The organism is Massilia sp. BHUDP2 (genome assembly GCF_046236355.1).
GTDB lineage: Bacteria > Pseudomonadota > Gammaproteobacteria > Burkholderiales > Burkholderiaceae_D > Telluria > Telluria varians.
Window position 1 is genome coordinate 944,805 of the sequence record NZ_JBJUVW010000001.1, and the last position, 21,977, is coordinate 966,781.

Annotated in this window: 17 protein-coding genes and 1 pseudogene; 8 read left to right on the forward strand and 10 right to left on the reverse strand. The window is 66.0% G+C overall.

What is annotated here, in order from left to right; all coding sequences use genetic code 11:
* The first annotated feature begins 121 nt into the window (after positions 1 to 121).
* The 5 genes from ACK6C6_RS04180 to hemW all read left to right on the forward strand — a co-directional run bounded on the left by ACK6C6_RS04180 (position 122) and on the right by hemW (position 4,728).
* Complete coding sequence (locus tag ACK6C6_RS04180) at positions 122 to 1,102, forward strand: serine/threonine protein kinase (protein ID WP_409266054.1); 981 nt, start codon at positions 122 to 124, stop codon at positions 1,100 to 1,102.
* Between the two features lie 15 nt (positions 1,103 to 1,117).
* On the forward strand, positions 1,118 to 2,044 hold the full coding sequence (locus ACK6C6_RS04185; RefSeq protein WP_409266055.1) for a PP2C family protein-serine/threonine phosphatase: 927 nt from the start codon (positions 1,118 to 1,120) through the stop codon (positions 2,042 to 2,044).
* An 8-nt stretch (positions 2,045 to 2,052) separates the two neighbouring features.
* Positions 2,053 to 2,787 (forward strand): ribonuclease PH, encoded by a 735-nt coding sequence (gene rph / locus ACK6C6_RS04190; RefSeq protein WP_209588865.1) that lies wholly within the window; start codon positions 2,053 to 2,055, stop codon positions 2,785 to 2,787.
* Positions 2,788 to 2,899: 112 nt separating this feature from the next.
* Entirely contained in the window at positions 2,900 to 3,484 is a 585-nt protein-coding gene (gene rdgB / locus ACK6C6_RS04195; RefSeq protein WP_209588866.1) for an RdgB/HAM1 family non-canonical purine NTP pyrophosphatase, read from the forward strand.
* Positions 3,481 to 4,728, forward strand: a complete 1,248-nt coding sequence (gene hemW / locus ACK6C6_RS04200) for a radical SAM family heme chaperone HemW (protein WP_409266057.1) — start codon at positions 3,481 to 3,483, stop codon at positions 4,726 to 4,728. Before rdgB ends, hemW begins: the two co-directional genes overlap by 4 nt.
* A 23-nt stretch (positions 4,729 to 4,751) precedes the next feature.
* On the opposite strand, the gene ACK6C6_RS04205 is transcribed toward hemW, so the two are convergent.
* The 4 genes from ACK6C6_RS04205 to ACK6C6_RS04220 all read right to left on the reverse strand — a co-directional run bounded on the left by ACK6C6_RS04205 (position 4,752) and on the right by ACK6C6_RS04220 (position 11,903).
* On the reverse strand, positions 4,752 to 5,735 hold the full coding sequence (locus ACK6C6_RS04205) for a M28 family peptidase (RefSeq protein WP_409266059.1): 984 nt from the start codon (positions 5,733 to 5,735) through the stop codon (positions 4,752 to 4,754).
* A 250-nt stretch (positions 5,736 to 5,985) separates the two neighbouring features.
* Complete coding sequence (locus tag ACK6C6_RS04210; protein WP_209588869.1) at positions 5,986 to 7,404, reverse strand: efflux transporter outer membrane subunit; 1,419 nt, start codon at positions 7,402 to 7,404, stop codon at positions 5,986 to 5,988.
* Positions 7,405 to 7,412: 8 nt separating this feature from the next.
* A complete protein-coding gene (locus tag ACK6C6_RS04215) occupies positions 7,413 to 10,574 on the reverse strand; it encodes an efflux RND transporter permease subunit (protein WP_409266060.1) in 3,162 nt (1,053 codons plus the stop codon).
* A gap of 30 nt (positions 10,575 to 10,604) precedes the next feature.
* The gene (locus ACK6C6_RS04220; protein WP_409266062.1) at positions 10,605 to 11,903 is read right to left on the reverse strand and encodes an efflux RND transporter periplasmic adaptor subunit; all 1,299 of its coding nucleotides are present in this window, start codon (positions 11,901 to 11,903) and stop codon (positions 10,605 to 10,607) included.
* 154 nt (positions 11,904 to 12,057) lie between these two features.
* On the opposite strand from ACK6C6_RS04220, the pseudogene ACK6C6_RS04225 reads away from it, so the two are divergent.
* Positions 12,058 to 12,183, forward strand: a pseudogene (locus ACK6C6_RS04225) (TetR family transcriptional regulator); the annotation flags it as partial.
* A 57-nt stretch (positions 12,184 to 12,240) separates the two neighbouring features.
* Positions 12,241 to 12,678, forward strand: a complete 438-nt coding sequence (locus tag ACK6C6_RS04230) for a hypothetical protein (protein ID WP_409267301.1) — start codon at positions 12,241 to 12,243, stop codon at positions 12,676 to 12,678.
* 53 nt (positions 12,679 to 12,731) lie between these two features.
* Here ACK6C6_RS04230 and tal read toward each other — a convergent pair whose 3' ends face one another.
* From tal to zwf, 4 genes are read right to left on the reverse strand one after another with little or no spacing between them, the layout of a single operon-like run.
* Positions 12,732 to 13,664 carry a transaldolase gene (gene tal, locus ACK6C6_RS04235; protein WP_285380848.1) on the reverse strand — a complete coding sequence of 311 codons (933 nt, stop codon included), beginning with the start codon at positions 13,662 to 13,664 and terminating at the stop codon, positions 12,732 to 12,734.
* A 21-nt stretch (positions 13,665 to 13,685) separates the two neighbouring features.
* Complete coding sequence (locus ACK6C6_RS04240; RefSeq protein WP_409266064.1) at positions 13,686 to 14,186, reverse strand: GAF domain-containing protein; 501 nt, start codon at positions 14,184 to 14,186, stop codon at positions 13,686 to 13,688.
* Between the two features lie 57 nt (positions 14,187 to 14,243).
* A complete protein-coding gene (locus tag ACK6C6_RS04245) occupies positions 14,244 to 15,098 on the reverse strand; it encodes an SIS domain-containing protein (RefSeq protein ID WP_027864391.1) in 855 nt (284 codons plus the stop codon).
* Positions 15,099 to 15,109: 11 nt separating this feature from the next.
* A complete protein-coding gene (gene zwf, locus ACK6C6_RS04250) occupies positions 15,110 to 16,579 on the reverse strand; it encodes a glucose-6-phosphate dehydrogenase (protein ID WP_313030549.1) in 1,470 nt (489 codons plus the stop codon).
* Between the two features lie 238 nt (positions 16,580 to 16,817).
* Between zwf and ACK6C6_RS04255 the strand changes: the two genes are divergently transcribed.
* Positions 16,818 to 19,346, forward strand: coding sequence for a PAS domain-containing protein (locus ACK6C6_RS04255; RefSeq protein ID WP_409266065.1), 2,529 nt, complete (start codon positions 16,818 to 16,820; stop codon positions 19,344 to 19,346).
* Between the two features lie 4 nt (positions 19,347 to 19,350).
* Here the strand turns inward: ACK6C6_RS04255 and ACK6C6_RS04260 are convergent, their stop codons facing one another.
* Together ACK6C6_RS04260 and pgi are read right to left on the reverse strand one after the other, a co-directional pair.
* Positions 19,351 to 20,253 carry an SMP-30/gluconolactonase/LRE family protein gene (locus ACK6C6_RS04260; RefSeq protein WP_409266066.1) on the reverse strand — a complete coding sequence of 301 codons (903 nt, stop codon included), beginning with the start codon at positions 20,251 to 20,253 and terminating at the stop codon, positions 19,351 to 19,353.
* Positions 20,254 to 20,271: 18 nt separating this feature from the next.
* Positions 20,272 to 21,915, reverse strand: coding sequence for a glucose-6-phosphate isomerase (pgi, locus tag ACK6C6_RS04265; protein ID WP_409266068.1), 1,644 nt, complete (start codon positions 21,913 to 21,915; stop codon positions 20,272 to 20,274).
* Between the last annotated feature and the right edge of the window lie 62 nt (positions 21,916 to 21,977).

Sequence of the window (21,977 nt, forward strand, 5' to 3'; positions counted from 1 at the left end):
CAAAGATTTCCCCGTCTTTTTTATTCTTTAGATACCTCGAGAACCGTCAGGGGCTGATCGAGGTGGCCTTTACAAAGGCAACATTTATCCCACACAATCGCCCTGTTAAGCAAGGACTCTAATGGCCGCACAGAATAATGCCCCCCTGCCTGATGGCCTGGAAATTGCCGGATATCGCATTGTAAAGAAAATTGCGTCCGGTGGGTTCAGTATTGTTTATCTGGCATATGACGCCGAGGGCAACGCGGTCGCCATCAAGGAATACCTGCCGAGCCAGCTCGCCTTGCGCGCGCCGGGCGAACTGATACCAGTCGTTTCCAGGCCCAATCTACCGGTATTCCGCATCGGCCTGAAGTGCTTCTTCGAAGAAGGGCGGGCGCTGGCCCGGATCGTCCATCCGAACGTGGTGCGGGTGGTGAACTTCTTCCGCGCCCACGAAACGGTCTACATGGTGATGGCCTACGAATCCGGCCATACCCTGCAGGATCACATCGCCCGCCTGCACGCCAGGGGCAGCCGCATGGGCGAAGCCTCGATCCGCCAGCTGTTCAACGGGGTGTGCGCCGGCGTGCGCGAAGTCCACGCCAACAAGCTGCTGCACCTCGACCTGAAGCCGGCCAACATCTATCTGCGCGTAGATGGCTCGCCGCTGCTGCTCGACTTCGGCGCGGCGCGCCAGACCATCAACCTCGACGCGCCGATGCTGGCGCCGATGTACACCCCGGGCTTCGCGGCGCCCGAGCTGTACGGCAGGGCGGCCACGCTCGGGCCCTGGACCGACATCTACAGCATCGGCGCGGCCATGTATGCTTGCATGACGCGCAGCATGCCGCCCCCGGTCGAGGCGCGCAAGGACGAGGACAAGACCGAGGCGCAGTTCGCCAAGATCGCAGGCAGCTATTCGCCCGAGCTGGTCGAGATGGTGCGCGCGTGCATGGCGCTCGATCCCTTGAGCCGGCCGCAGAGCGTGTTCTCGATGCAGAAGGTGCTGCAGGCGGCGCCGACGTTGGCGCCGCAGCTGGACGCCGCCGAAGAAGCGCCGGCGCGGGCCGGAGGATGGCGCGGCCTGGTTGGGCGCTTTGGCCGCAAGGCCAGTAATTAAGAAATCGGAGGCAGCATGCAGTTTTCCGTCTACCAGCAGACCCACATCGGCGGGCGCAAGGTCAACCAGGACCGGATGGGCTACAGCTTCACGCGCGACGCGCTGCTGCTGGTGCTGGCCGACGGCATGGGCGGCCACATGCGCGGCGAGATCGCCGCGACCATCGCGCTGCAGACGCTGTCGATGATGTTCCGCATGCAGGCCAAGCCCTATGTGAAGAAGCCCGAGCGCTTCCTGGAAGAGGCCTTGAACCAGGCCCACTGGGACATCCTGGCCTATGCGGAGCGTCACAAGCTGCCGGAGACGCCGCGCACCACGGTAGTGGCCTGCCTGGTGCAGCACAACTGCGCCGTGTGGGCGCACTGCGGCGACTCGCGCCTGTACTGGGTGCGCCGCAACCAGGTGCTGGCGCGCACGCGCGACCATTCGCACCTGGAATACCTGATCGAGCGCGGCAGGGCGACTGAAGCCGAGCGCAACACCCATCCGGACCGCAACAAGCTGTACAACTGCCTCGGCGCGGGCCAGGCGCCGAAGATCGACATCTCGCGCCAGACCAGCCTGGAGCCGGGCGATACGCTGCTGCTATGCTCCGATGGCCTGTGGGGCATGCTGCCCGAGACCGAGATCGTGCACCGGCTGTCCACTTCCACCATCGTGCAGGCGGTGCCGGACATGGTGGCGATGGCCGCCGCGATCGGCGGCGCCCGCGCCGACAACACGACGGCGCTGGCGATCACCTGGCAGGGCGCGGACGCCAAGGGCAGCCTGTCGCCCAACGTGATCTCGACCCAGATGCTGCCGGAGGACGAGGTCAGCTCGACCATCACCGCCGGGCAGCCGCTGCCTGCCGGTGCGGATGCCTTCGACGAAGACGAAATCGAAAAAGCGATTGCCGAGATCCGCGAGGCGATCGAGAAATCCTCCCAATTACTTAAATAAGGATTCCCATGACGTTTGCACAACGCCCGAGCGGGCGCGCGGTCGACCAGCTGCGCAGCATCCGCATCACCCGCCAGTACACCAAGCACGCCGAAGGCTCGGTGCTGATCGAGTGCGGCGACACCAAGGTGATCTGCACCGCCAGCATCGAAGAGAAGGTGCCGGGCTTCCTGAAGGGCAAAGGGCAGGGCTGGCTGACGGCGGAATACGGCATGCTGCCGCGCTCGACGCACACGCGCATGGACCGCGAAGCCGCGCGCGGCAAGCAGACCGGCCGCACCCAGGAAATCCAGCGCCTGATCGGCCGCTCGCTGCGCGCCGCCTTCGACTTGGAAGCCTTTGGCGAGCGCACCCTGCACCTGGACTGCGACGTGATCCAGGCCGACGGCGGCACCCGCACCGCCTCGATCACCGGCGCGATGGTCGCGGCCTATGACGCCTTCAGTGCGCTGGCGGGGCAGGGCCTGGTCCCGGCGGTGCCGGTGAAGCACTTCGTGGCGGCGATCTCGGTCGGCGTGTACCAGGGAACGCCGGTGCTGGACCTGGATTACGTCGAGGATTCGGCTTGCGATACCGACATGAACATCGTGATGACGGACCAGGGGCATTTCATCGAGGTGCAGGGCACGGCGGAAGGGGCGGCCTTCGATCGTATGGGCATGAACCGGCTGTTGGACCTAGGGCAGCTGGGGATTACGGAGTTGATTCGCTTGCAAAAACAGGCGCTCGGCCTGGCCGGCTGAGCGTTGCCCGCGGCGGTCCGGACCACATTCCGGACTGCGCCCGCCAAAGCGCCGTTCGGCCCAACGCGCTAAAATACCCACCCTCCGCATCACCCACACCCTCGAGCCCTCCATGACCCAACGCCTGATCCTCGCCTCCAACAATGCCGGCAAACTGAAGGAATTCGCCCAGCTCCTCGAACCCATCGGTTTCGAGCTGCACCCGCAGGGCGAATTCAATGTCCCGGAAGCGGAAGAGCCTTTCGGCACCTTCGTGGAAAACGCGCTGGCCAAGGCCCGCCACGCTTCGCGCCTGACCGGCCTGCCGGCCCTGGCCGACGACTCGGGCGTGTGCGTCAACGCGCTCGGCGGCGCGCCGGGCGTCTACTCGGCCCGCTTCGCCGGCGAGCCGAAATCCGACGCGCGCAACAACGAGAAGCTGGTCGCCGACCTCGCCAGCCACGCCGACAAGTCGGCCTATTACTACTGCGTGCTGGTCTACGTGCGCCACGCCGACGACCCGCAGCCGGTCATCGCCGACGGCCAGTGGCACGGCAAGATCATCGAGACCCCGCGCGGCGCCAACGGCTTCGGCTACGACCCGCACTTCCTGATTCCTTCGCTCGGCAAGACCACCGCCGAGCTCGAACCAAGCGTGAAGAACGCCCACTCGCACCGCGGCCAGGCCCTGCGTGCACTGGTAGAAAAACTGAAATGATCCCCATTAAAGTCGCCGGTTCAGATCTTGGCAAAATCGCCGGCGAATCGCGCTCTCCCGCCGCCACGGCCCTGCAATACCTGCAGCCGGGCGCGCTGAACCTGACGGCGCTGCCGCCGCTGTCCCTCTACATCCACTTTCCGTGGTGCGTGCGCAAGTGCCCGTATTGCGACTTCAACTCGCACGAGGCCAAGGGCGAGCTGCCGGAGAAGGAATACCTCGACGCCGTGCGCCTCGACCTGGAGCAGTCGCTGCCCATGATCTGGGGCCGCAAGATTCACACCATCTTCATCGGCGGCGGCACGCCCAGCCTGATGTCGGCCGCCGGGCTGGATCGCCTGATGTCCGACGTGCGCACCCTGCTGTCCCTGGCGCTGGACGCCGAGATCACGATGGAAGCCAACCCCGGCACCTTCGAGGCCGAACGCTTCAAATCCTACCGCGAGAGCGGCATCAACCGCCTGTCGATCGGCATCCAGAGCTTCAACGGTGCCCACCTGAAGGCGCTGGGCCGCATCCACGACGAGCTTGAGGCCCTGCGCGCGGTGGAGATCGCGCGCTCTACGTTTGACAACTTCAACCTCGACCTGATGTTCGCGCTGCCGGGGCAGACTTTGGATGAGGCGCGCCGCGACCTGGAGACGGCGCTGTCCTTCGCCCCGCCGCACCTGTCGATGTACCACCTGACGATGGAACCGAACACGGTCTTCGCAAAATACCCGCCGGTCCTGCCCGACGACGATACGAGCGCCGACATGCAGGACATGATCCTGGAAGCGACGGCCGCAGCGGGCTACCGGCACTACGAAGTCTCGGCCTACGCCAGGGAAGGCCGACAGGCCAAGCACAACCTGAACTACTGGCAGTTCGGCGACTATCTCGGCATCGGCGCCGGCGCGCATTCGAAGATCTCCTTCCCGCACCGCGTCCTGCGCCAGGCGCGCTACAAGCAGCCGGGCTCCTACATCGAGGCGGCCAGGCGCGGCAACCCCGTGCAGGAAGAACACGAGATCGCACGCGGCGACATGGGTTTCGAGTTCATGCTCAACGCCTTGCGCCTGGTCGACGGCTTCGATCCGAACCTGTTCGCCGAGCGCACCGGCATGAGCATCAGCGCGATTGCCAAGGCGCTGAACGAGGCGGAAGGCAAGGGACTGCTCTACCGTGATCACAAGCTCATCAAGCCGACCGAGCTTGGTCAGCGTTTCCTGAACGACCTGCAGGAGATGTTCCTGGGGGCGTAGGGTGGGCGGCTATGCCGCCCACCCTACGTGCGCGCAGCCCCTGCCAGTGATTCCATGGTCCGGGCCAGCCCTCTGACCACGCGCGCCATGCTCGCATAGTCCAGCTTGTCCGGCGTGTCCTCCGCGGTGTGGTAATAGGGGTAGCGCAGGAAGGCGGTGTCGGTGATCATCAGGGCCGGGTAGCCGTGCCGGTTGTACGAAGAATGGTCCGACAGCGTCACGCCCATCACGTGGGCCGGCGCCGCCAGGCCCTCGGCCGGGAAATCCGACTGGGCCTTGAAGGCTGCCAGGGCCTGGCGCACCAGGGCCGAGGATTCGAGCGTGCCCACGAAGGCGATGAAGTTGCCGGTGCTCGGGTAGCGCTTCTCCAGCCCCGGCGGCAGCTTCTGGCTGTTGTGCGCCTGCGAATACCAGCCGATCGTCTCCAGGATCAAGGCCCCTTCCACATTGTGTCCGTGTTTCTTCAGATCGCGGGCATGCTGCATGCTGCCCATCTCTTCGCCCATGAACCAGGGCGGTTCCTCGTTGACGAAGAAGACGAACTTCACTTCGGTGCCGCGGCTCGGCTGCATGGTCTTGAGCAGGCGCGCCAGTTCCAGCACGGCGGCGGTGCCGCTGCCGTTGTCGTTGGCGCCGGGGGCGCCGCGCGCGGAATCGTAGTGGGCGCCGACGATGAAGATGCGCTCCGGTTTCGCACCCGGCGCGGTGTTCGATACCGAGACCTCGATGTTGCGTACCTTCTGGCCGCCGGCCTCGTACTCCTGGCGGCGCAGGCGGTAGCCGTAGCCCCCCAGCGTGGTTTCGATGTGGCGCGCGGCCTGTTCCAGTTCGCGCGGCGTGGCGGTATTGTGTTCTCGGGAGGCGATGGCCTCGACGTGCGTGCGCAGGCGGGCGGAGAGGTCCGGGGCAGGGGCGGCGGAATCGGTTTCCAAGGTCAGTGTCGCCAGCGCGATCGCCAGCAGGATCGCGATGAGGATTTTCCAGTGTGAGCGGGCGAATTTGCGCATGGCAGTCGGGCGGCAAGCCCCCAAGCGTTCATGGCTCCAGTGTAGCCATTTGCGCAATTCGGCATCGCTTCAATTCCGCGCTTCAATTCAAACCACGGGGTCAGGTCTGACAATCGGACACGGGCTGAACAATGCCGCAAAGTAATGCTCGAGTTCGTGTCCAAATGTCAGACCTGACCCCGGACGCATGTTGCGGCCGCAAAAAAAATCGGGCCGCGAAGGGCCCGATGTCGAATGAAGCGAACAGCGCTCAGCGCGCCGCCACCGGCGTGGCCGGCTCGGTCCATCCGCCGCCCAGTACGCTGTACAGCGTGACCTGGTTCTGCAGGCGCTGCAGATTGGCCTGCACCGCCGCCTGCTGCGCCTGGAACAGCGCGCGCTGGGCATCGAGCAGCTCGAGGTAGCTGGCCGCGCCGTTACGGTAGCGCAGGTCCGCCAGGTTGAAGCGGTCGGCTTCCGCCTCGGCCACCGCGCGCTGCGCACGCAGCTGTTCGCTGAAGGTCGACTGCCCGGCCAGCGCGTCCGCCACTTCGCGGAACGCGGTCTGGATCGAGCGCTCGTACTGCGCCACCGCGATGTCGCGGCCGGCGCGCGCCGAGCCCAGCACCGCGGTGTTGCGGCCGTAGTCGAAGATCGGCAGGATCGCCTGCGGCGCGAAGCTCCAGCCGTAGGTGCCGGACTTGAACAGGCCCGACAGCTCGGTGCTGGCGCTGCCCACGCTGCCCGTCAGGGAGATGCGCGGGAAGAAGTTGGCGCGCGCCGCACCGATGTTGGCGTTGGCGGCGATCAGCTGCTGCTCGGCCGCACGGATGTCCGGGCGGTTGGCCAGCAGGTCCGAAGGCAGGCCGGCCGGCAGGTCGGGCAGCTCGGTCGAGGCCAGGGTGGCGCCGGCGGCCGCGGTCGGCGGCACCGGGGTGCCCACCAGCAGCGTGAGCAGGTTCAGGTCCTGCGCGCGCTGGCGCTGCTGCGCCGCGAGCGTGGCCAGCGCGGTTTCCACCAGCGAGCGCGCCTGCTGCAGCTCGAAGCGCGAGGCCACGCCGTTGTCGAAGCGCAGTTGGGTCAGGCGCAGCGATTCCTGGCGCGTCCCCAGGGTCTGCTGGGTGATCGCCAGGAGCTCTTCGTCGGCCAGCAGCTGCAGGTAGACGTTGGCCACCGACGAGATCAGGCTGATCTGCGCCGACTTGCGTGCTTCCTCGGTTGCCAGGAACTGCGCCAGCGCGGCTTCCGACAGGTTGCGTACGCGGCCGAACAGGTCCAGCTCGAAAGCCGACACCGAGAAGCCCGACTGGTACAGGCTGTTGATCGGCTGGTCTTCGCCGGTGGTCTGGCGTTGACCGCTGATGCCCAGCCCCACGGTCGGCAGGCGGTCGGCGCGGCTGATGCGGTACTGCGCACGTGCCTGCTCGATGTTGGCGATCGAGACACGCAGGTCGCGGTTGTTGCTCAGGGCCTGCTCGATCAGGCCGCGCAGGCGCGCGTCCGGGAAGAAGCGCTGCCATTCGATGCTTGCGGGCGCCTCGTTCGCCACCTGGGCGGCCGGGGCGCTGGCCGGCTTGGCCAGTTCAGGGAAGGCCTCGGCCACCGGCGCCACAGGGCGCTCGTACTTCGGCGCCAGCGACATGCAGCCTGCCAGCATCATTGCCAGTGCCAGCGGAGTCAGTTTTTTCATTGTTTGGATCATGGTTGTTTTCCTTCGACGACCGTGGCCGCGTCAGCATGGTGCGCGTACTTGTCCTGCTGGCGCTTGCTGCCCTTGAACAGCTTGCGCACCACGACGAAGAACAGCGGCACGAACAGCACGCCCAGGGTGGAAGCCGTCATCATACCGCCCATCACGCCGGTACCGATCGCACGCTGCGATGCCGAGCCGGCGCCGCCTGCGATCACCAGCGGCAGCACGCCGAGGATGAAGGCCAGCGAGGTCATGATGATCGGGCGGAAGCGCAGGTGCGCCGCCTCGATCGCCGCTTCCATCGGCGACTTGCCCTGCGCCTGCAGGTCTTTCGCGAATTCGATGATCAGGACCGCGTTCTTTGCCGCCAGGCCGACGATGGTCACCAGGCCGATCTTGAAGTACACGTCGTTCGGGTAGCCGCGCATCAGCGCCGCCAGCACCGCGCCCAGGATACCGAAAGGCACCACCAGCAGCACCGACACCGGGATCGACCAGCTTTCATACAGCGCCGCCAGGGCCAGGAAGATCGCCAGCAGCGAGAAGGCCATCAGGATGCCCATGGTGCCGCTGGAGAGCTGTTCCTCGCGCGACTGGCCGGTCCATTCGAACGCGAAGCCCGCCGGCAGCTTGCCCGCCAGGCGCTCCATCTCGGCCAGCGCGTCGCCGGTCGAGTAGCCCGGCTTGGCGTCGCCCGAGATGCTCATCGCCGGATAGCCGTTGTAGCGCAGGGTCTGCATCGGACCGGTCACCCATTTGGTGGTGGCGAACGAGGACAGCGGCACCGGCTGGCCCTGGACGTTGAGCGCGTTGATGCGCAGCAGGTCGTCCGGCTGCATGCGGTCCTTGGCGTCGGCTTGCACCACGACGCGTTGCAGGCGGCCGGCGTTCGGGAAGTCGTTCACGTAGGCCGAGCCCAGCGAAGTCGAGATCGCGGTGTTGATCGCGTCGAAGGTGACGCCCAGCGCCTGCGCCTTGTCGCGGTCGATGTCCAGGCGAACCTGCGGCGCGTCTTCCAGGCCTTCCGGGCGCACGCCGGTCAGGATCGGGCTCTGCGCGGCCATGCCGAGCAGCTGGTTGCGGGCCGCCAGCAGGGCCTCGTGGCCGTTGCCGCCGCGGTCCTGCAGGCGGAAGCTGAAGCCGGTGCCGCGGCCCAGTTCGGGAATAGGCGGCGGCGACAGCGCGAAGATGAAGGCGTCGCGGATGCCCGACAGGCCGCCGATGATGCGGTTGGCCACCGACTGGGCGTCCGAACCCGCGCCCTTGCGCTCGTCCCAGTCCTTCAGCGGAATGAAGGCCAGGGCCATGTTCTGGCCGGCGCCCGAGAACGAGAAGCCCAGCACGCTGACCATGTTTGCCACTTCCGGCTGCTTCATGATGAAGTTTTCGGCGGTGGCCATCACTTCGCTGGTGCGCTCCAGCGTCGCGCCCGGCGGCAGCTGGATGTTGGCGATGACGTAGCCCTGGTCTTCGTTCGGCAGGAAGGAATTCGGCATGCGGGTGAAGAACAGCGTCACCAGGCCGCAGACCAGCACGAAGGCCACCAGGCCGCGGCCCGAGTGGCGGATCAGCTTGCCGACCCAGCCTTCATAGCCCTTGGCGGTGGCGCCGAACTTGCGGTTGAACCAGCCGAAGAAGCCGCGCTTCTCGTGGTGATGGCCGGCCGCGACCGGTTTCAGGAAGTGCGCGCACAGCGCCGGCGTCAGGGACAGCGCCAGGAAGGCCGAGAAGGCGATCGAGGACACCATGACGACGGAGAACTGGCGGTAGATGTTGCCCACCGCGCCGCCGAAGAAGGCCAGCGGCACGAACACCGACATCAGGACCACGGTCACGCCGATGATGGCGCCGGAGATCTGGCCCATGGCCTTGCGGGTTGCTTCGAGCGGCGGCAGGCCTTCCTCGGACATGATGCGCTCGACGTTCTCGACGACCACGATGGCGTCGTCGACCACGATACCGATCACCAGCACCATGCCGAACATGGTCAGCACGTTGATCGAGTAGCCCAGCGCCAGCAGCGTGCCGAGCGAACCCAGCAGGGCGACCGGCACCACGATGGTCGGGATGATCGTGTAGCGGAAGTTCTGCAGGAACAGGTACATCACCAGGAACACCAGCACCAGCGCTTCGACCAGGGTATGCAGCACCTGCTCGATCGAGATGTCGATGAACTTCGAGCTGTCGAAGGGCACGGTGGCCTTCACGCCGGGCGGGAAGAACTTCGACAGTTCGTCCATGCGCTGCTTCACCAGGCGCGCGGTTTCCAGCGCGTTGCCGGATGGCGCCAGCTGCACGCCGATACCGGTGGACGGCTTGCCGTTCAGGCGCGCCGAGGTGCCATAGGCCTGGGCGCCGATTTCGATGCGGGCCACGTCCTTCAGGCGCACGGTCGAGCCGTCCGGGTTCGCGCGCAGCACGATGTTGCCGAACTGTTCGACGGTGGAGAGCTGGCCGGTGACGACCACGGTCGCGGTGATTTCCTGGCCTTTCGCCAGCGGCAGTTCGCCGATGGTGCCCGAAGCCACCTGGGCGTTCTGGCTGCGGATCGCGTTGTTGACGTCGGCCGGCGACAGGCGGTAGCCCACCAGCTTGGCCGGGTCGATCCAGACGCGCATGGCGCGCTCGGTACCGAACAGCTGCGCGGTGCCGACGCCCTTGATGCGCTGGATTTCAGGCAGCACCGTGCGCGAGGCGTAGTCGCCCAGCGCGATCGGATCCCACTTCGGATCGTCCGACGAGAGGATGGTAAACAGCAGGAAGTTCGCGCGCACCTTGTCGACGCGCACGCCTTGCTGGTTCACCGCCGCCGGCAGGCGCGGGGCCGCGCGCGACAGGCGGTTCTGCACGTCCACCTGCGCGAGCTCGGGGTTGGTGCCGGTTTCAAAGGTCAGGGTGATCGAGCCGCTGCCGTTGGCGGTGCTGCTCGATTCCATGTAGACGAGGCCTGGCGAACCGTTCATCTCGCGTTCGATGACGGAGATGACCGAGTCTTCCAGGGTCTGTGCCGAGGCGCCCGGATAGGCGGCATTGATCACGATCGATGGCGGAGCCACGTTCGGATACTGGGCGACCGGCAGCTGGGTGATCGAGACCGCGCCGATCACCATGATGAACAGCGCGATCACCCACGCGAAAATTGGGCGGTCAATGAAAAAACGTGCCATGAATTAGTCCTGTTCTTTTCCTGCAGCAGCTCAGTTACGCGTCGAGGCGGCTGCCGGCGCGGCGCCGGCGGTGGAGCCCGACGGGGCCGAAGCAGGCAGCTGGCGCGCGTTGTTGGCGGCGGCCTGGCCGGCATTGGCGGTGGCCGGCGCCGGCGCCGCGCCCGGCGCGGACGCGGCCTGCCAGGGCACTGCCTTGACCGGCGTACCCGGCGGCAGCATCTGCAGCTTCTGGAAGCCGTCGACCATCACGCGCTCGCCTTCCTTCAGGCCGTCGGTGACGATCCAGTTGGAACCCTGCTGCGAGCCGATCTTGACGACGCGCTGGGCCGGCTTGTTGTCCGCGCCGACGACCATCAGGGTATCGCCCTGCTGGCCGCCGCGGGTGACGGCCTGCTGCGGCACCACGATGCCGTTCGGGATTTCGGCCTGGGCCAGGCGTACGCGCACGTACTGGCCCGGCAGCAGGGCGTTATCAGGGTTGGGCACGGTGGCGCGCAGGGTGACCTGGCCGGTGCCCGGGTCGACGGTGATGTCCGAGAACTGCAGGCGGCCCTTGGTCGCCAGCTCGGTGCCGTCGTCGAGGATCACGCTGACCGCGGCGTCCCTGGCGTTGTTGCCGGCCTGCTTGCGCAGGCGCTGCAGTTCGCTGGCCGACTGGGTGATGTTCAGGTACATCGTGTCGGTCTGCTGGATCAAGGCCAGTTCGGTGGCCTGGGCCGCCGACACCAGCGCGCCCTCGGTCACCAGCGCGCGGCCGATGCGGCCCGAAATCGGGGCATAGACGTTGGCATAGCTGGTATTAATCTGGGCGATGCGCACCTGGGCCTTGGCGGCCGCCACGGCCGCTTCCGCCTGTTTCTGGGCGGCGACGGCGTTGGTGTATTCCTGCTTGCTGATGGCATTGGCTTCCACCAGCGGCTTGTAGCGCTCGGCCTGGGCGGTGGCCTGGTTCAGGGTCGCCTGGGCGCTGCCGACGTCGGCCTGGGCCGCCGCGAGGCGCGCCTGGTAGGGCGCCGGATCGATCTGGAACAGGGACTGGCCCTGCTTGACGATGCTGCCTTCGGTGAACAGGCGCTTGAGCACCACGCCGTCGACACGCGCACGGACCTGGGCGGTACGCACCGGCTCGGCGCGCGCCGGCAGTTCGGTCAGCAGCGCGACCGGTTCGTATTTGGTGGTGATGACGCCAACTTCCGGGGCCGGCATGCCGCCGCCCGGGCCGCCGGCCGCCGGGGCATCTTTCTTGCCGCAGCCCGACAACAGGGCGATGGCCACCAGCGTGCCTGCGGCGATGCGGGTCAGGGAGTGGGAGGAGTGGTCTGAGCGCATTACGTATGCTTCCTTCTCATTGTTGTTTCGATATCCGGCGCACACCTTTCGATCACGCAGGAATTGTCACTGGATTTTACGGACAGTTTTATATACTATCACGGCTGTATGTTTATTGCTGGAGAGCCCCTTCAAATGGGAGGGCGCAAAAAAAATGGCACGTAAAACCAAAGCGGAAGCTGCGGCAACCCGCGACAGCATCCTGGATGCTGCTGAAAGATTGTTTGCTGAACAAGGCGTTTCAAGAACGACTTTACAGCATATTGCGACCGCTGCGGGTGTGACGCGCGGTGCTATTTATTGGCATTTCCTGGACAAAGCCGCGCTGTTCAACGCCATGTTCGATCGCGCGAAACTGCCGATGGACGAAGCCTTGCAGCAGCTCGACCACGAACGCGACGTGAAGGATCCGCTGCAATGCCTGCGCGACGACATGATGACCGTGCTGCGCATCGTGGTCGAGGACGAGAAGGCGCGCCGCGTGTTCGAGATCGCCACGCTGAAGACGGAATTCATCGACGAGGTGGACGCGGTGCGCGCGCGCCGGCGCGAGTCGATCGGCCTGTGGCAGGAGCGGATGGAGGGTCAGCTGAAACAGGCCCAGGAAAAGGGCATGCTGCGTCCGGGCATCGGCACGCTGGCGGCCGCACAGGGCGGCTGGATCCTGGTCGACGGCCTGATCCGCAACTGGATCTTCGAGCCGACCCTGTTCGACCTGCGGGAACTGGGCGGGACGGTGATCGATACCTACCTGGCGGGGCTGCGCGCCGCCTGAGGCGCCTGAGCGGCGCCCCATGTAGAAAGCGCACCCTCGGGTGCGCTTTTGTTTTACTTCAGCAGTTCTTCGATCATCTTCTTCAGCTTGATCGAATCCGCCACGAAGGCACGGATGCCTTCGGCCAGCTTCTCGGTCCCCATTGCGTCTTCGTTCAGCATGAAGCGGAAGGTCTTCTCGTCGATCGCGATCTTCTGGATGTCGGCGCCTGCGTCCGCGACCAGCTTGCGCTCGACCGGCGCTTCGGTATCGGCCAGCTTCTGCAGCAGGTCCGGCGAAATGGTCAGGAGGTCGCAGCCGGCCAGTTCCAGGATCTGCGAGGTGTTGCGGAAGCTCGCGCCCATCACTTCGGTCTGGTAGCCGAACTTGCGGTAGTACTGGTAGATGCGCTTGACCGACTGCACGCCCGGATCGTCCGCGCCGGTGTAGTCGGTGCCGGTCGACTTCTTGTACCAGTCGTAGATGCGGCCGACGAAGGGCGAAATCAGCTTGACGCCGGCTTCGGCGCAGGCAACGGCCTGGCACAGCGAGAACAGCAGGGTCAGGTTGCAGTGGATGCCTTCCTTTTCCAGGATCTCGGCAGCGCGGATGCCTTCCCAGGTCGAGGCGATCTTGATCAGCACGCGCTCGCGCGACACGCCGTTCTTTTCGTACAGGGCGATCAGTTCGCGGCCCTTGGCGACGGTCGCTTCGGTATCAAAAGAAAGGGCGGCATCGATCTCGGTCGAGACGCGGCCCGGCACGTACTTCAGGATCTCGACGCCGAAGGCGATCAGGAGGCTGTCGACGATGGCGTCGACCGATGCGCCGTTGGCGTCGGCGACGGCCTTCTCCAGCAGCGGACGGTATTCCGGCTTCTGCACGGCCTTCAGGATCAGCGACGGGTTGGTGGTCGCGTCCTGCGGGGCATAGGCCTTGATCGACTGGAAATCGCCGGTATCGGCGACGACGGTGGTGTACTGCTTGAGTTGTTCGAGTTGGTTCATGGTGGAAGCCAAAGTAAAGAGTCAGGAGAAATCGGTGCCGTCCATGAAGGCCGCGAGCATGCGCTCCAGTCCTTCACGGTCTTCGTCGGAGAATCGGTCGAGCTGCGGGCTGTCGATATCGAACACGCCGACGACCTCGCCGTCCTTGACCAGCGGGATCACGATTTCCGAATTCGATGCCGAATCGCAGGCGATGTGGCCCGGGAAGGCATGCACGTCCGGCACCACGATGGTCTTGCGCTCGGCGGCGGAGGCGCCGCAGACGCCGCGGCCGAAGGGAATGCGGGCGCAGGCCGGCTTGCCCTGGAAGGGGCCGACCAGCAGGTCATGGCCGTCGCCCTTGCGCGCCGGAACGGTAAAGTAGAAACCGGCCCAGTTCAGGTCGGCCAGGGTGTCGTAGACGAGGGCGGAAAACTGCGCGGCGTTCGCCATCAGGCTGCGTTCGCCTTCGAGGACGCTCTCGACCTGGCGCTCCAACAGGGCGTAGTCGGGACGGGAGCTGCGTTCGGGATTGATGTGCATTGGCGTAGACCCGGGATGCTATGGAAACCGGGTATTTTACACCTGTGGTGGCTTGGGTCAGCCTATGAACGAATCGAACTGCATGTCGAACTCCTGCAGCGCCTTCTGCGCATTCTGCATTTTCTTGCGGAATTCCGGTCCGCGCTGCAGCGCCAGCCCCACCGCCAGCACGTCGATCACGACCAGGTAGGCCAGGCGCGCCGAGATCGGCGTGTAGGGGTCGATCGCGAACACCAGGTCGATCGGGATGAACAGGGTCGCGATCTCCGCCAGCGGCGTGCCCGAGGGCGCCAGCACGATCACGTCGGCCCCGCCGCGGCGCGCCAGCTTGGCCGAGCGGGTGAGGGCCGGATTGTTGCCGCGCTGCGAGATCGCCACGACCGCATCGCCTTCGCGCAGCAGGGCCGCGGCGATCGAGTGGATCGCCGGATCGGTGTAGGCCACCGTCGGCACGCCCGAGCGGAAGAACTTGTGCTGGGCGTCGGCGGCGACGAAGCCCGACGAGCCCTGGCCGTAGAACTCGATCTTGTTGGCGCGCGACAGGATGTCGAGGGCCTTCTGGACCAGTTCCGGCTTGAGGTTGTTGCGCAGGTCGAGCAGGGTGTTGATCGAGCGGCTGCAGATTTTATTCACCAGGTCGGCCGCCAGGTCGTCCGGCGCCGGCTGCTCGTTCGCGCCCGGCAGGGCCAGCGCCAGGCCCTGGGCCAGCTTGAGCTTGAACTCGTGCCAGCCGTCGTAGCCGAGGGTGCGGCAGAAGCGCACCACGGTCGGTTCCGACACTTGCGCGCTCTTGGCCAGCGCCGTGATGTTCTGGCTCACCGTGTTCGATGGCGCCGCGAGCACGGCGAGCGCCACCTTGCGCTCGGATTTGGAGAGCGAGTCGAGCTGGGTGCGGATGGAGTCGAGCAGCATGATGGTGGCCGTCAGTCTTCAGGCAGCACTTCTTCGCGCCACTGCAGGCCGTCGCGGCCGATCAGCGCGCTCGAGGCGGCAGGGCCCCAGGTGCCCGAGGTATAGGGCACCGGCGCGCTGTCGTTCTGTTCCCAGTGTTCCAGGATCGGCTCGACCCATTCCCAGGCGGCTTCCAGTTCGTCGCCGCGCATGAACAGGGTCAGCTGGCCGCGCAGCACGTCGACCAGCAGGCGCTCGTAGGCTTCCATGCGCGGGCTGGTGAACTGCTCGCGGAAGTCGAGTTCGAGCTCGGCCTGCTTCAGGCGCATCGAGTCGCCCGGGGTCTTGGCCATCAGGTTCATCGACAGGCCTTCGTCCGGCTGCAGGCGGATCACCAGGCTGTTTGGCTGGAAGCTCGAGGTCGGCTGGTTGAAGATCGAATGCGGGATCTGCTTGAAGCGCACCACGATCTCGGCCAGGCGGTCGGCCATGCGCTTGCCGGTGCGAAGGTAGAAGGGCACGCCGGCCCAGCGCCAGGTGTCGATCTCGGCCTTCATGGCAACGAAGGTCTCGGTCCTGGACTGCTTGGGCGCGTCCGGCTCCTCGCGGTAGCCCGGCACCGCCTGGCCGTCGATGTGGCCGGAGCGGTACTGGCCGCGCACGATGTTCTGCGCCAGCGTGGTCGGGGTAAAGCGCTTCAAGGACCGTAATACCTGCAGCTTGGCGTCGCGCACGGCGTCCGGCGCGATCGAGGTGGGCGGTTCCATCGCCACGATGCACAGCAGCTGCAGCAGGTGGTTCTGCAGCATGTCGCGCAGCGCGCCCGAGGTATCGTAGTAACCCAGGCGGTTGCCCACGCCGATCTTCTCGGCGATGGTGATCTGCACGTCCGAGATCCACTCGCGGCGCCACAGCGGCTCGAACAGGATGTTCCCGAAGCGCAGGGCCAGCAGGTTCTGCACGGTCTCCTTGCCCAGGTAGTGGTCGATCCGGTAGATCTGCGTCTCGAGGAAGACCTTGCCGACATCCAGGTTGATCTGCTTGGCCGAAGCCAGGTCGCGTCCCAGCGGCTTTTCCAGCACCACGCGCGAGTTCGGCGAGACCAGCCTGGTTTCGGCCAGGTTGTCGCAGATGGTCGCGAACAGATGCGGCGGCGTCGCGAGGTAGTAGACGCGGGTCAGCGCGTCGTCCTTGCGCAGTGCTTCCACCAGCGGGCCGAAGGTGGACACGTCGGTGGCGTTCAGCGCCACGTAGACGATGCGCTTGAGGAAGCGGGCCCAGGTCTCGTCCTGCGGCGTTTCCTTGATGTGCGGCTTCGAATTCTTCTCGATGAACTGGAGGAAGTCTTCCTGCGAGAAGTCGTCGCGGCCCACGCAGATGATGCGGGCCGTGTCGGGCAGGTCGTTGCAGACGTCGCGCGCGTACATCGCGGGGAGCAGCTTGCGCATCGCAAGGTCGCCGCTGCCGCCAAAGAAAACGAGGTCGAAATCGGAAAGGGCCATGGTGTGTATCGATGGGGAAAAGGATATGAACGCGATTGTAAATTTACTACATAGATATGTGATTTGCAAGTAAATTTACTACGCAAACGCAGCCATGGCTTGCAGCATGGTGCCACATCCGGCGCGAAGCGGGCGCGGCTCTCCTAGGGAAAACGGGGATCGGCGCTGCGACGTTACAATGTCACAAAAGTACTTGCTAGGCCTTACATTCTAGGCGCGCCCACTTTGGAAGCTTGCGATGTTTTCCGCTCCCCTGGCCACATGGTCCGACGAACTGCGTACCCGCTTGCACCAGCACGACTGGGCATCGTCGGTGCTGGGCGCACCGGATACCTGGCCGCCGGCGATCCGCACCGTGGTGCGCCTGATGCTCGATGCCCGGCATCCCATGTTCGTGTTCTGGGGACCCGAGCTCGGCCTGCTGTACAACCAGCCTTACGTGGAGTTCCTGCAGGACAAGCATCCAGCCGCACTCGGCCGCCCATTCCGCGCGGTCTGGCCCGAGCTGTGGCCGCAGCTCGAACCGCTCATCAGGCGCGCGCTGGCGGGCGAGTCGGTCTATATCGAGGACATGCCGCTCGTGATGTTCCGTAACGGCCGCCACGAGCAGACCTGGTTCACGTTTTCCTATTCGCCCATCCATGCCGACGACGGCAGCATCGCGGGCCTGTACGGGATGGGAACGGACACGACACGCCGCGTCACCACCGAGCGCCGGCTGGCCTTCCAGGTGGCCATGGCGGACCAGTTGCGCGGCCTGTCCGACGCGCGCGAAGTGATGCGGCGCGCCGGCCAGCTGCTGGGCGAGGAGCTGGGCGTCGGGCGCGTGCTGTTCAGCGAAATCGCCGACGACGGCCTGCGCGGCTTTTTCCATTCCAACTATATCGCGGCGCCGATGACCGAGCTGATCGGTCCTTTCAGTACGACCGAGTTCGGCAAGAACGTCTACGACCACCTGCTTTCCGGCAAGACCAGCGTCCATGCCGACATTCCGGCCGAGCTGGGACAAGCCGAGCCCGACACTGTGGCCAGTTTCCTGGCCGTGAACACGCGCGCCGAGATCAGTGTGCCGGTGCTGCGCAGCGGATACCTGAGCAGCATCCTGGTCGTCAACCACCACCAGCCGCGCGCCTGGACACCTTACGAGGTCGAGCTGGTGGAGGACGTGGCGGAGCGCGTCTGGAACGCGGTCGAGCGCGCCCGGGCCGAGGCATCGCTGCGCGAGGCGAACGCCCGCCTGGCGACACTGCTGGACGAGCGCACGGCCGAGCGCGACCGGCTATGGGACATGGCCCAGGAGATGCTGGCGGTCGCCTCGACCGAGGGTTACTTCCTGAGCTGCAACCCGGCGATCACGCAAGCCATGGGCTGGACCGAGCACGAGCTGCGCACCACGCCCTTCATCGAGTTCGCCCATCCGGAGCAGCGCGAGGAGCTGCTGGCCGTGCTGTCCCAGCTGGGGGCAGGGAGGACCATCACCCGCTACGAGATTCGCACCCGCCATCGCAACGGCAGCTACCGCTGGCTGTCCTGGACCGTGGTGCCGCAGGGCGGGCTGCTGTTCATGGCCGGGCGCGACGTGACCGAGGAAAAGCAGGGCCAGGAGGCGCTGCGCCAGGCCGAGGAAGCCTTGCGCCAGGCACAGAAGATGGAGGCGATCGGCCAGCTCACCGGCGGGCTGGCGCACGACTTCAACAACATGCTGGCCGGGGTGGTCGGCAACCTCGAGCTGGGGCGCTTCCACTTCAACGCCGGCCGCGTCGCCCAGCTGCCGCGCTACCTGGACGGCGCCCAGCAGGCCGCCCAGCGCGCGGCCACGCTCACCCACCGCCTGCTGGCCTTCGCGCGCCGCCAGACCCTCGAGCCCCGGCCGACCGACGTCAACGACCTGGTCGCCTCGATGGCCGAGCTGGTCACGCGTACCGTCGGGCCGGGCATCAGCGTCGATTTCAGCCTGGAGAGCCGCTGGCGCCTGACCCATTGCGACCCGCATCAGTTGGAGAACGCGATCCTCAACCTGGCCATCAATGCGCGCGATGCGATGCCGCGCGGCGGCCGGCTCCGGATCTGCACCGCCGACCTCCAGCCCGACAATCGCGTGAAAGCGTCGGGACTGGTGTCCAATGGCCATGTGCGCATCAGCGTGGTCGACGACGGCGCCGGCATGGACCAGCAGACCGCGGCGCGCGCCTTCGAGCCTTTCTTCACCACCAAGCCGATCGGGCAGGGGACGGGCCTGGGCCTGTCGATGGTGTTCGGCTTCGTCAAGCAGAGCAACGGCCATGTGAGCATCGCCTCGAACCCGGGCGAGGGCACGGCGGTCCATATCGACCTGGAGCGCTTCACCGGCGAGCTGCCCGAGCCGCGCGTCAAGCTCGAGGTCCCGGAGCAGGACGCGATGCAGCGCGAGCTGACCATCATGCTGGTGGACGACGAAGCCTCGCTGCGCGAAGTCCTGGCGGAAGTGCTGCGCGAGGCCGGGCATACGATCTTCGAGGCGGGCGACGCCAGCACGGCGCTGGCCAAGCTGCGCCACATCGACCGCGTCGACCTCCTGGTGAGCGACATCGGCCTGCCGGGCGGAATGAACGGGCGCCAGCTGGCCGAGGCGGCGCTGGCGGACGATCCGGAGACGACGGTGCTCCTGATTACCGGCTATGCCGAGTCGGCGCCGGCGCAAGAGGTGCTGGAGGGGATGCACCTGATGATCAAGCCCTTCGCGCTGATGGACTTCATGGCGAAGGTGCGCGAGATCACCCGGCCTTGATCCCTTATGGTTTGTGCCGGTATTCCGGCTCCTCGCGCCCCGCTACGTCGACGCGGATGGAGAGCACCTTGCCGCTGAGCGGATAGCGCGCCAGTTCCTCGGCCGAGCGCCCGTGGCTGGCGCTGGTGATGTACAGCGTGCGCAGGTCCGGCCCGCCGAAGGCCAGCGAGGTCGGGCAGCGCAGCGGCAGCGCGATCTCGCGCAGGATCTCGCCCGTCGGCGAGATGCGCAGCACGCGTCCGCCTTCGAACATCGCGACCCAATAGGCGCCTTCGCTGTCGATCGTGGCCCCGTCCGGGCGGCCGCCATAGTCGGCTGCCGACTTGTCAGTTGAAAAGGTCTTGATGGTGCGTGCGTTCGAATGCGTGCCCGTGGCCGGGTCGTAGTCGTAGCAGTCGATCCGGTGCGTGGTGGTGTCGGCATGGAACATCGTGCTGCCGTCCAGGCTCCAGGCCAGGCCGTTCGAGTTGGTCATGCCGCCGGCCCAGGCGCGGCGCAGCTGGCCGCGCTCGAGCACGTACATATCGGCCGCCGGCTTGTCGCGCGGCTCGTACATGGTGCCGATCCAGAAGCGGCCCGCCGGGTCCACGCGGCCGTCGTTGAAGCGGACGATGGACGTGTCGTAGGGCGCGTCGGCGATCGGCGTTTCCTTGCCGCTGGTCGTGTTCAGGCAGATCAGGCCGGAGCGCAGGGACACGATCAGGTTGTTGTCGCCGTCGACCGCCAGCGCCGTAGGCTCCGAGCCCATCTTCCAGTACGAATACTTGCCGCTGGCCGGGTGCACGCGGTTGACCGTGAGGCCGTTGATGTCCACCCAGTACAGTGCCGACTCGACCTCGTGCCAGGTTGCCGCTTCGCCTACCAGCATCGGCGCGTCGTGCACCACTTCAAATTTATCGCTTGCCATGTAATGTCGTGATCAGGTTCAGAAGGCGGCCTTGGCGCGGGCGATCAGGCCGTTGGTGGAGCTGTCGTGATTCGCCGGCTGCGGCTCGCCCGCCAGTTCGGCTTCGATCTTCTTCGCCAGCACCTTACCGAGCTCAACGCCCCACTGGTCGAAACTGTTGACGTTCCAGATCACGCCCTGCACGAAGGTCTTGTGCTCGTACAGCGCGATCAGGGCGCCCAGGGTACTTGGGGTCAGGCGTTCCATCAGGATGGTGTTGCTCGGACGGTTGCCCGGGAAGGTCTTGTGCGGCGCCAGGCGTTCCACTTCCTCGGCGGCCAAGCCCTGCGCCACTAGGTCCGCGCGCACCTCGTCGATGGTCTTGCCCTTCATGAAGGCTTCCGACTGGGCGAAGCAGTTCGCCAGCAGGGCCGTATGGTGGTGCTCCATCTCGTGCGCGGGACGCAGGGCGGCGATGAAGTCGATCGGCGTCAGGTCGGTGCCCTGGTGCAGCAGCTGGAAGTAGGCGTGCTGGCCGTTGGTGCCGGGCTCGCCCCAGATCGCCGGGCAGGTCGGGGTGTCGACCGGGTCGCCGTCACGCGTGACGCACTTGCCGTTGCTTTCCATGTCGAGCTGCTGCAGGTAGGCTGGGAAGCGGTTCAGGTCCTGGTGGTAGGGCGCGATCGTGACCGAGTGCGCATCGAGGAATTCGCGGTTCCAGAAGCCGACCAGGGCCAGCAGCATCGGCATGTTCTGCTCGATCGGGGCAGTGCGGAAATGCTGGTCCATCTCGTGGGCGCCGGCCAGGAAGTCGGCAAAGTAACCGTAACCCACCGCCAGCGCGACCGACAGGCCGATCGCCGACCACACCGAATAGCGCCCGCCCACCCAGTCCCAGAACGGGAACATGTTGGCCGGGTCGATGCCGAAGCTCTTGATCGCCTCGGTATTGGTGGAGACGGCGACGAAGTGCTTGGCCAGTGCTTCTTCCGGTGCGCGCTCGAGGAACCAGCTGCGCGCGGTCTGCGCGTTCATCATGGTTTCGGCGGTGGTGAAGGTTTTCGAGGCAACGATGAACAGCGTGGTTTCCGGATCCACCTGGGACAGGGCGGCGTCCATGTCATGGCCGTCGACGTTGGACACGAAGTGCATGCGCAGGCGCGGATGCGCATAGTGGCGCAGGGCCAGCACGACCATCTTCGGGCCCAGGTCCGAGCCGCCGATGCCGATGTTGACGATGTCGGTGATCGGCTTGCCGGAATGGCCCAGCCATTCGCCGCTGCGCACGGCGTCGGTGAAGCTGCGGAGACGGTCGAGCACCGCATGGACGTCGGCGTTCACATCCTGGCCGTCGACCACCAGTTTGCTGCCGCGCGGGGCGCGCAGGGCGGTGTGGAGAACGGCGCGGTTCTCGGTATTGTTGATGCGTTCGCCCACGAACATGGCGTCGCGGCGTTCTTCCACGCCGCGCTCGCGCGCAAGCGCCGCCAGCAGTTCAAGCGTGCGCCCGTCGAGGCGATTTTTTGAATAGTCTAGGAACAGCCCTGCCGCCTCTAAAGACATGCGCTCGAAGCGCTGGGGATCGGCGGCGAACAGGTCGCGCATCTCCCAGTCTTCTGCCGTGGCGGCGTGGTTTTCGAGGGCCTGGAAGCTGGGAGTGCTGGTGAGGGTTGGCTGGCGCATAAGGTCAGTGTCAATGAGCGGTGCCGATGGCACAATGTTGTCAATAGCAGATTAACGAATAA

Coding starts and splice junctions, on each gene's coding strand:
- ACK6C6_RS04180 (WP_409266054.1), top strand. CDS start 122: ATGGCCGCACAGAATAATGCCCCCCTGCCTGATGGCCTGGAAATTGCC.
- ACK6C6_RS04185 (WP_409266055.1), top strand. CDS start 1,118: ATGCAGTTTTCCGTCTACCAGCAGACCCACATCGGCGGGCGCAAGGTC.
- rph (WP_209588865.1), top strand. CDS start 2,053: ATGACGTTTGCACAACGCCCGAGCGGGCGCGCGGTCGACCAGCTGCGC.
- rdgB (WP_209588866.1), top strand. CDS start 2,900: ATGACCCAACGCCTGATCCTCGCCTCCAACAATGCCGGCAAACTGAAG.
- hemW (WP_409266057.1), top strand. CDS start 3,481: ATGATCCCCATTAAAGTCGCCGGTTCAGATCTTGGCAAAATCGCCGGC.
- ACK6C6_RS04205 (WP_409266059.1), bottom strand. CDS start 5,735: ATGCGCAAATTCGCCCGCTCACACTGGAAAATCCTCATCGCGATCCTG.
- ACK6C6_RS04210 (WP_209588869.1), bottom strand. CDS start 7,404: ATGAAAAAACTGACTCCGCTGGCACTGGCAATGATGCTGGCAGGCTGC.
- ACK6C6_RS04215 (WP_409266060.1), bottom strand. CDS start 10,574: ATGGCACGTTTTTTCATTGACCGCCCAATTTTCGCGTGGGTGATCGCG.
- ACK6C6_RS04220 (WP_409266062.1), bottom strand. CDS start 11,903: ATGCGCTCAGACCACTCCTCCCACTCCCTGACCCGCATCGCCGCAGGC.
- ACK6C6_RS04230 (WP_409267301.1), top strand. CDS start 12,241: ATGTTCGATCGCGCGAAACTGCCGATGGACGAAGCCTTGCAGCAGCTC.
- tal (WP_285380848.1), bottom strand. CDS start 13,664: ATGAACCAACTCGAACAACTCAAGCAGTACACCACCGTCGTCGCCGAT.
- ACK6C6_RS04240 (WP_409266064.1), bottom strand. CDS start 14,186: ATGCACATCAATCCCGAACGCAGCTCCCGTCCCGACTACGCCCTGTTG.
- ACK6C6_RS04245 (WP_027864391.1), bottom strand. CDS start 15,098: ATGCTGCTCGACTCCATCCGCACCCAGCTCGACTCGCTCTCCAAATCC.
- zwf (WP_313030549.1), bottom strand. CDS start 16,579: ATGGCCCTTTCCGATTTCGACCTCGTTTTCTTTGGCGGCAGCGGCGAC.
- ACK6C6_RS04255 (WP_409266065.1), top strand. CDS start 16,818: ATGTTTTCCGCTCCCCTGGCCACATGGTCCGACGAACTGCGTACCCGC.
- ACK6C6_RS04260 (WP_409266066.1), bottom strand. CDS start 20,253: ATGGCAAGCGATAAATTTGAAGTGGTGCACGACGCGCCGATGCTGGTA.
- pgi (WP_409266068.1), bottom strand. CDS start 21,915: ATGCGCCAGCCAACCCTCACCAGCACTCCCAGCTTCCAGGCCCTCGAA.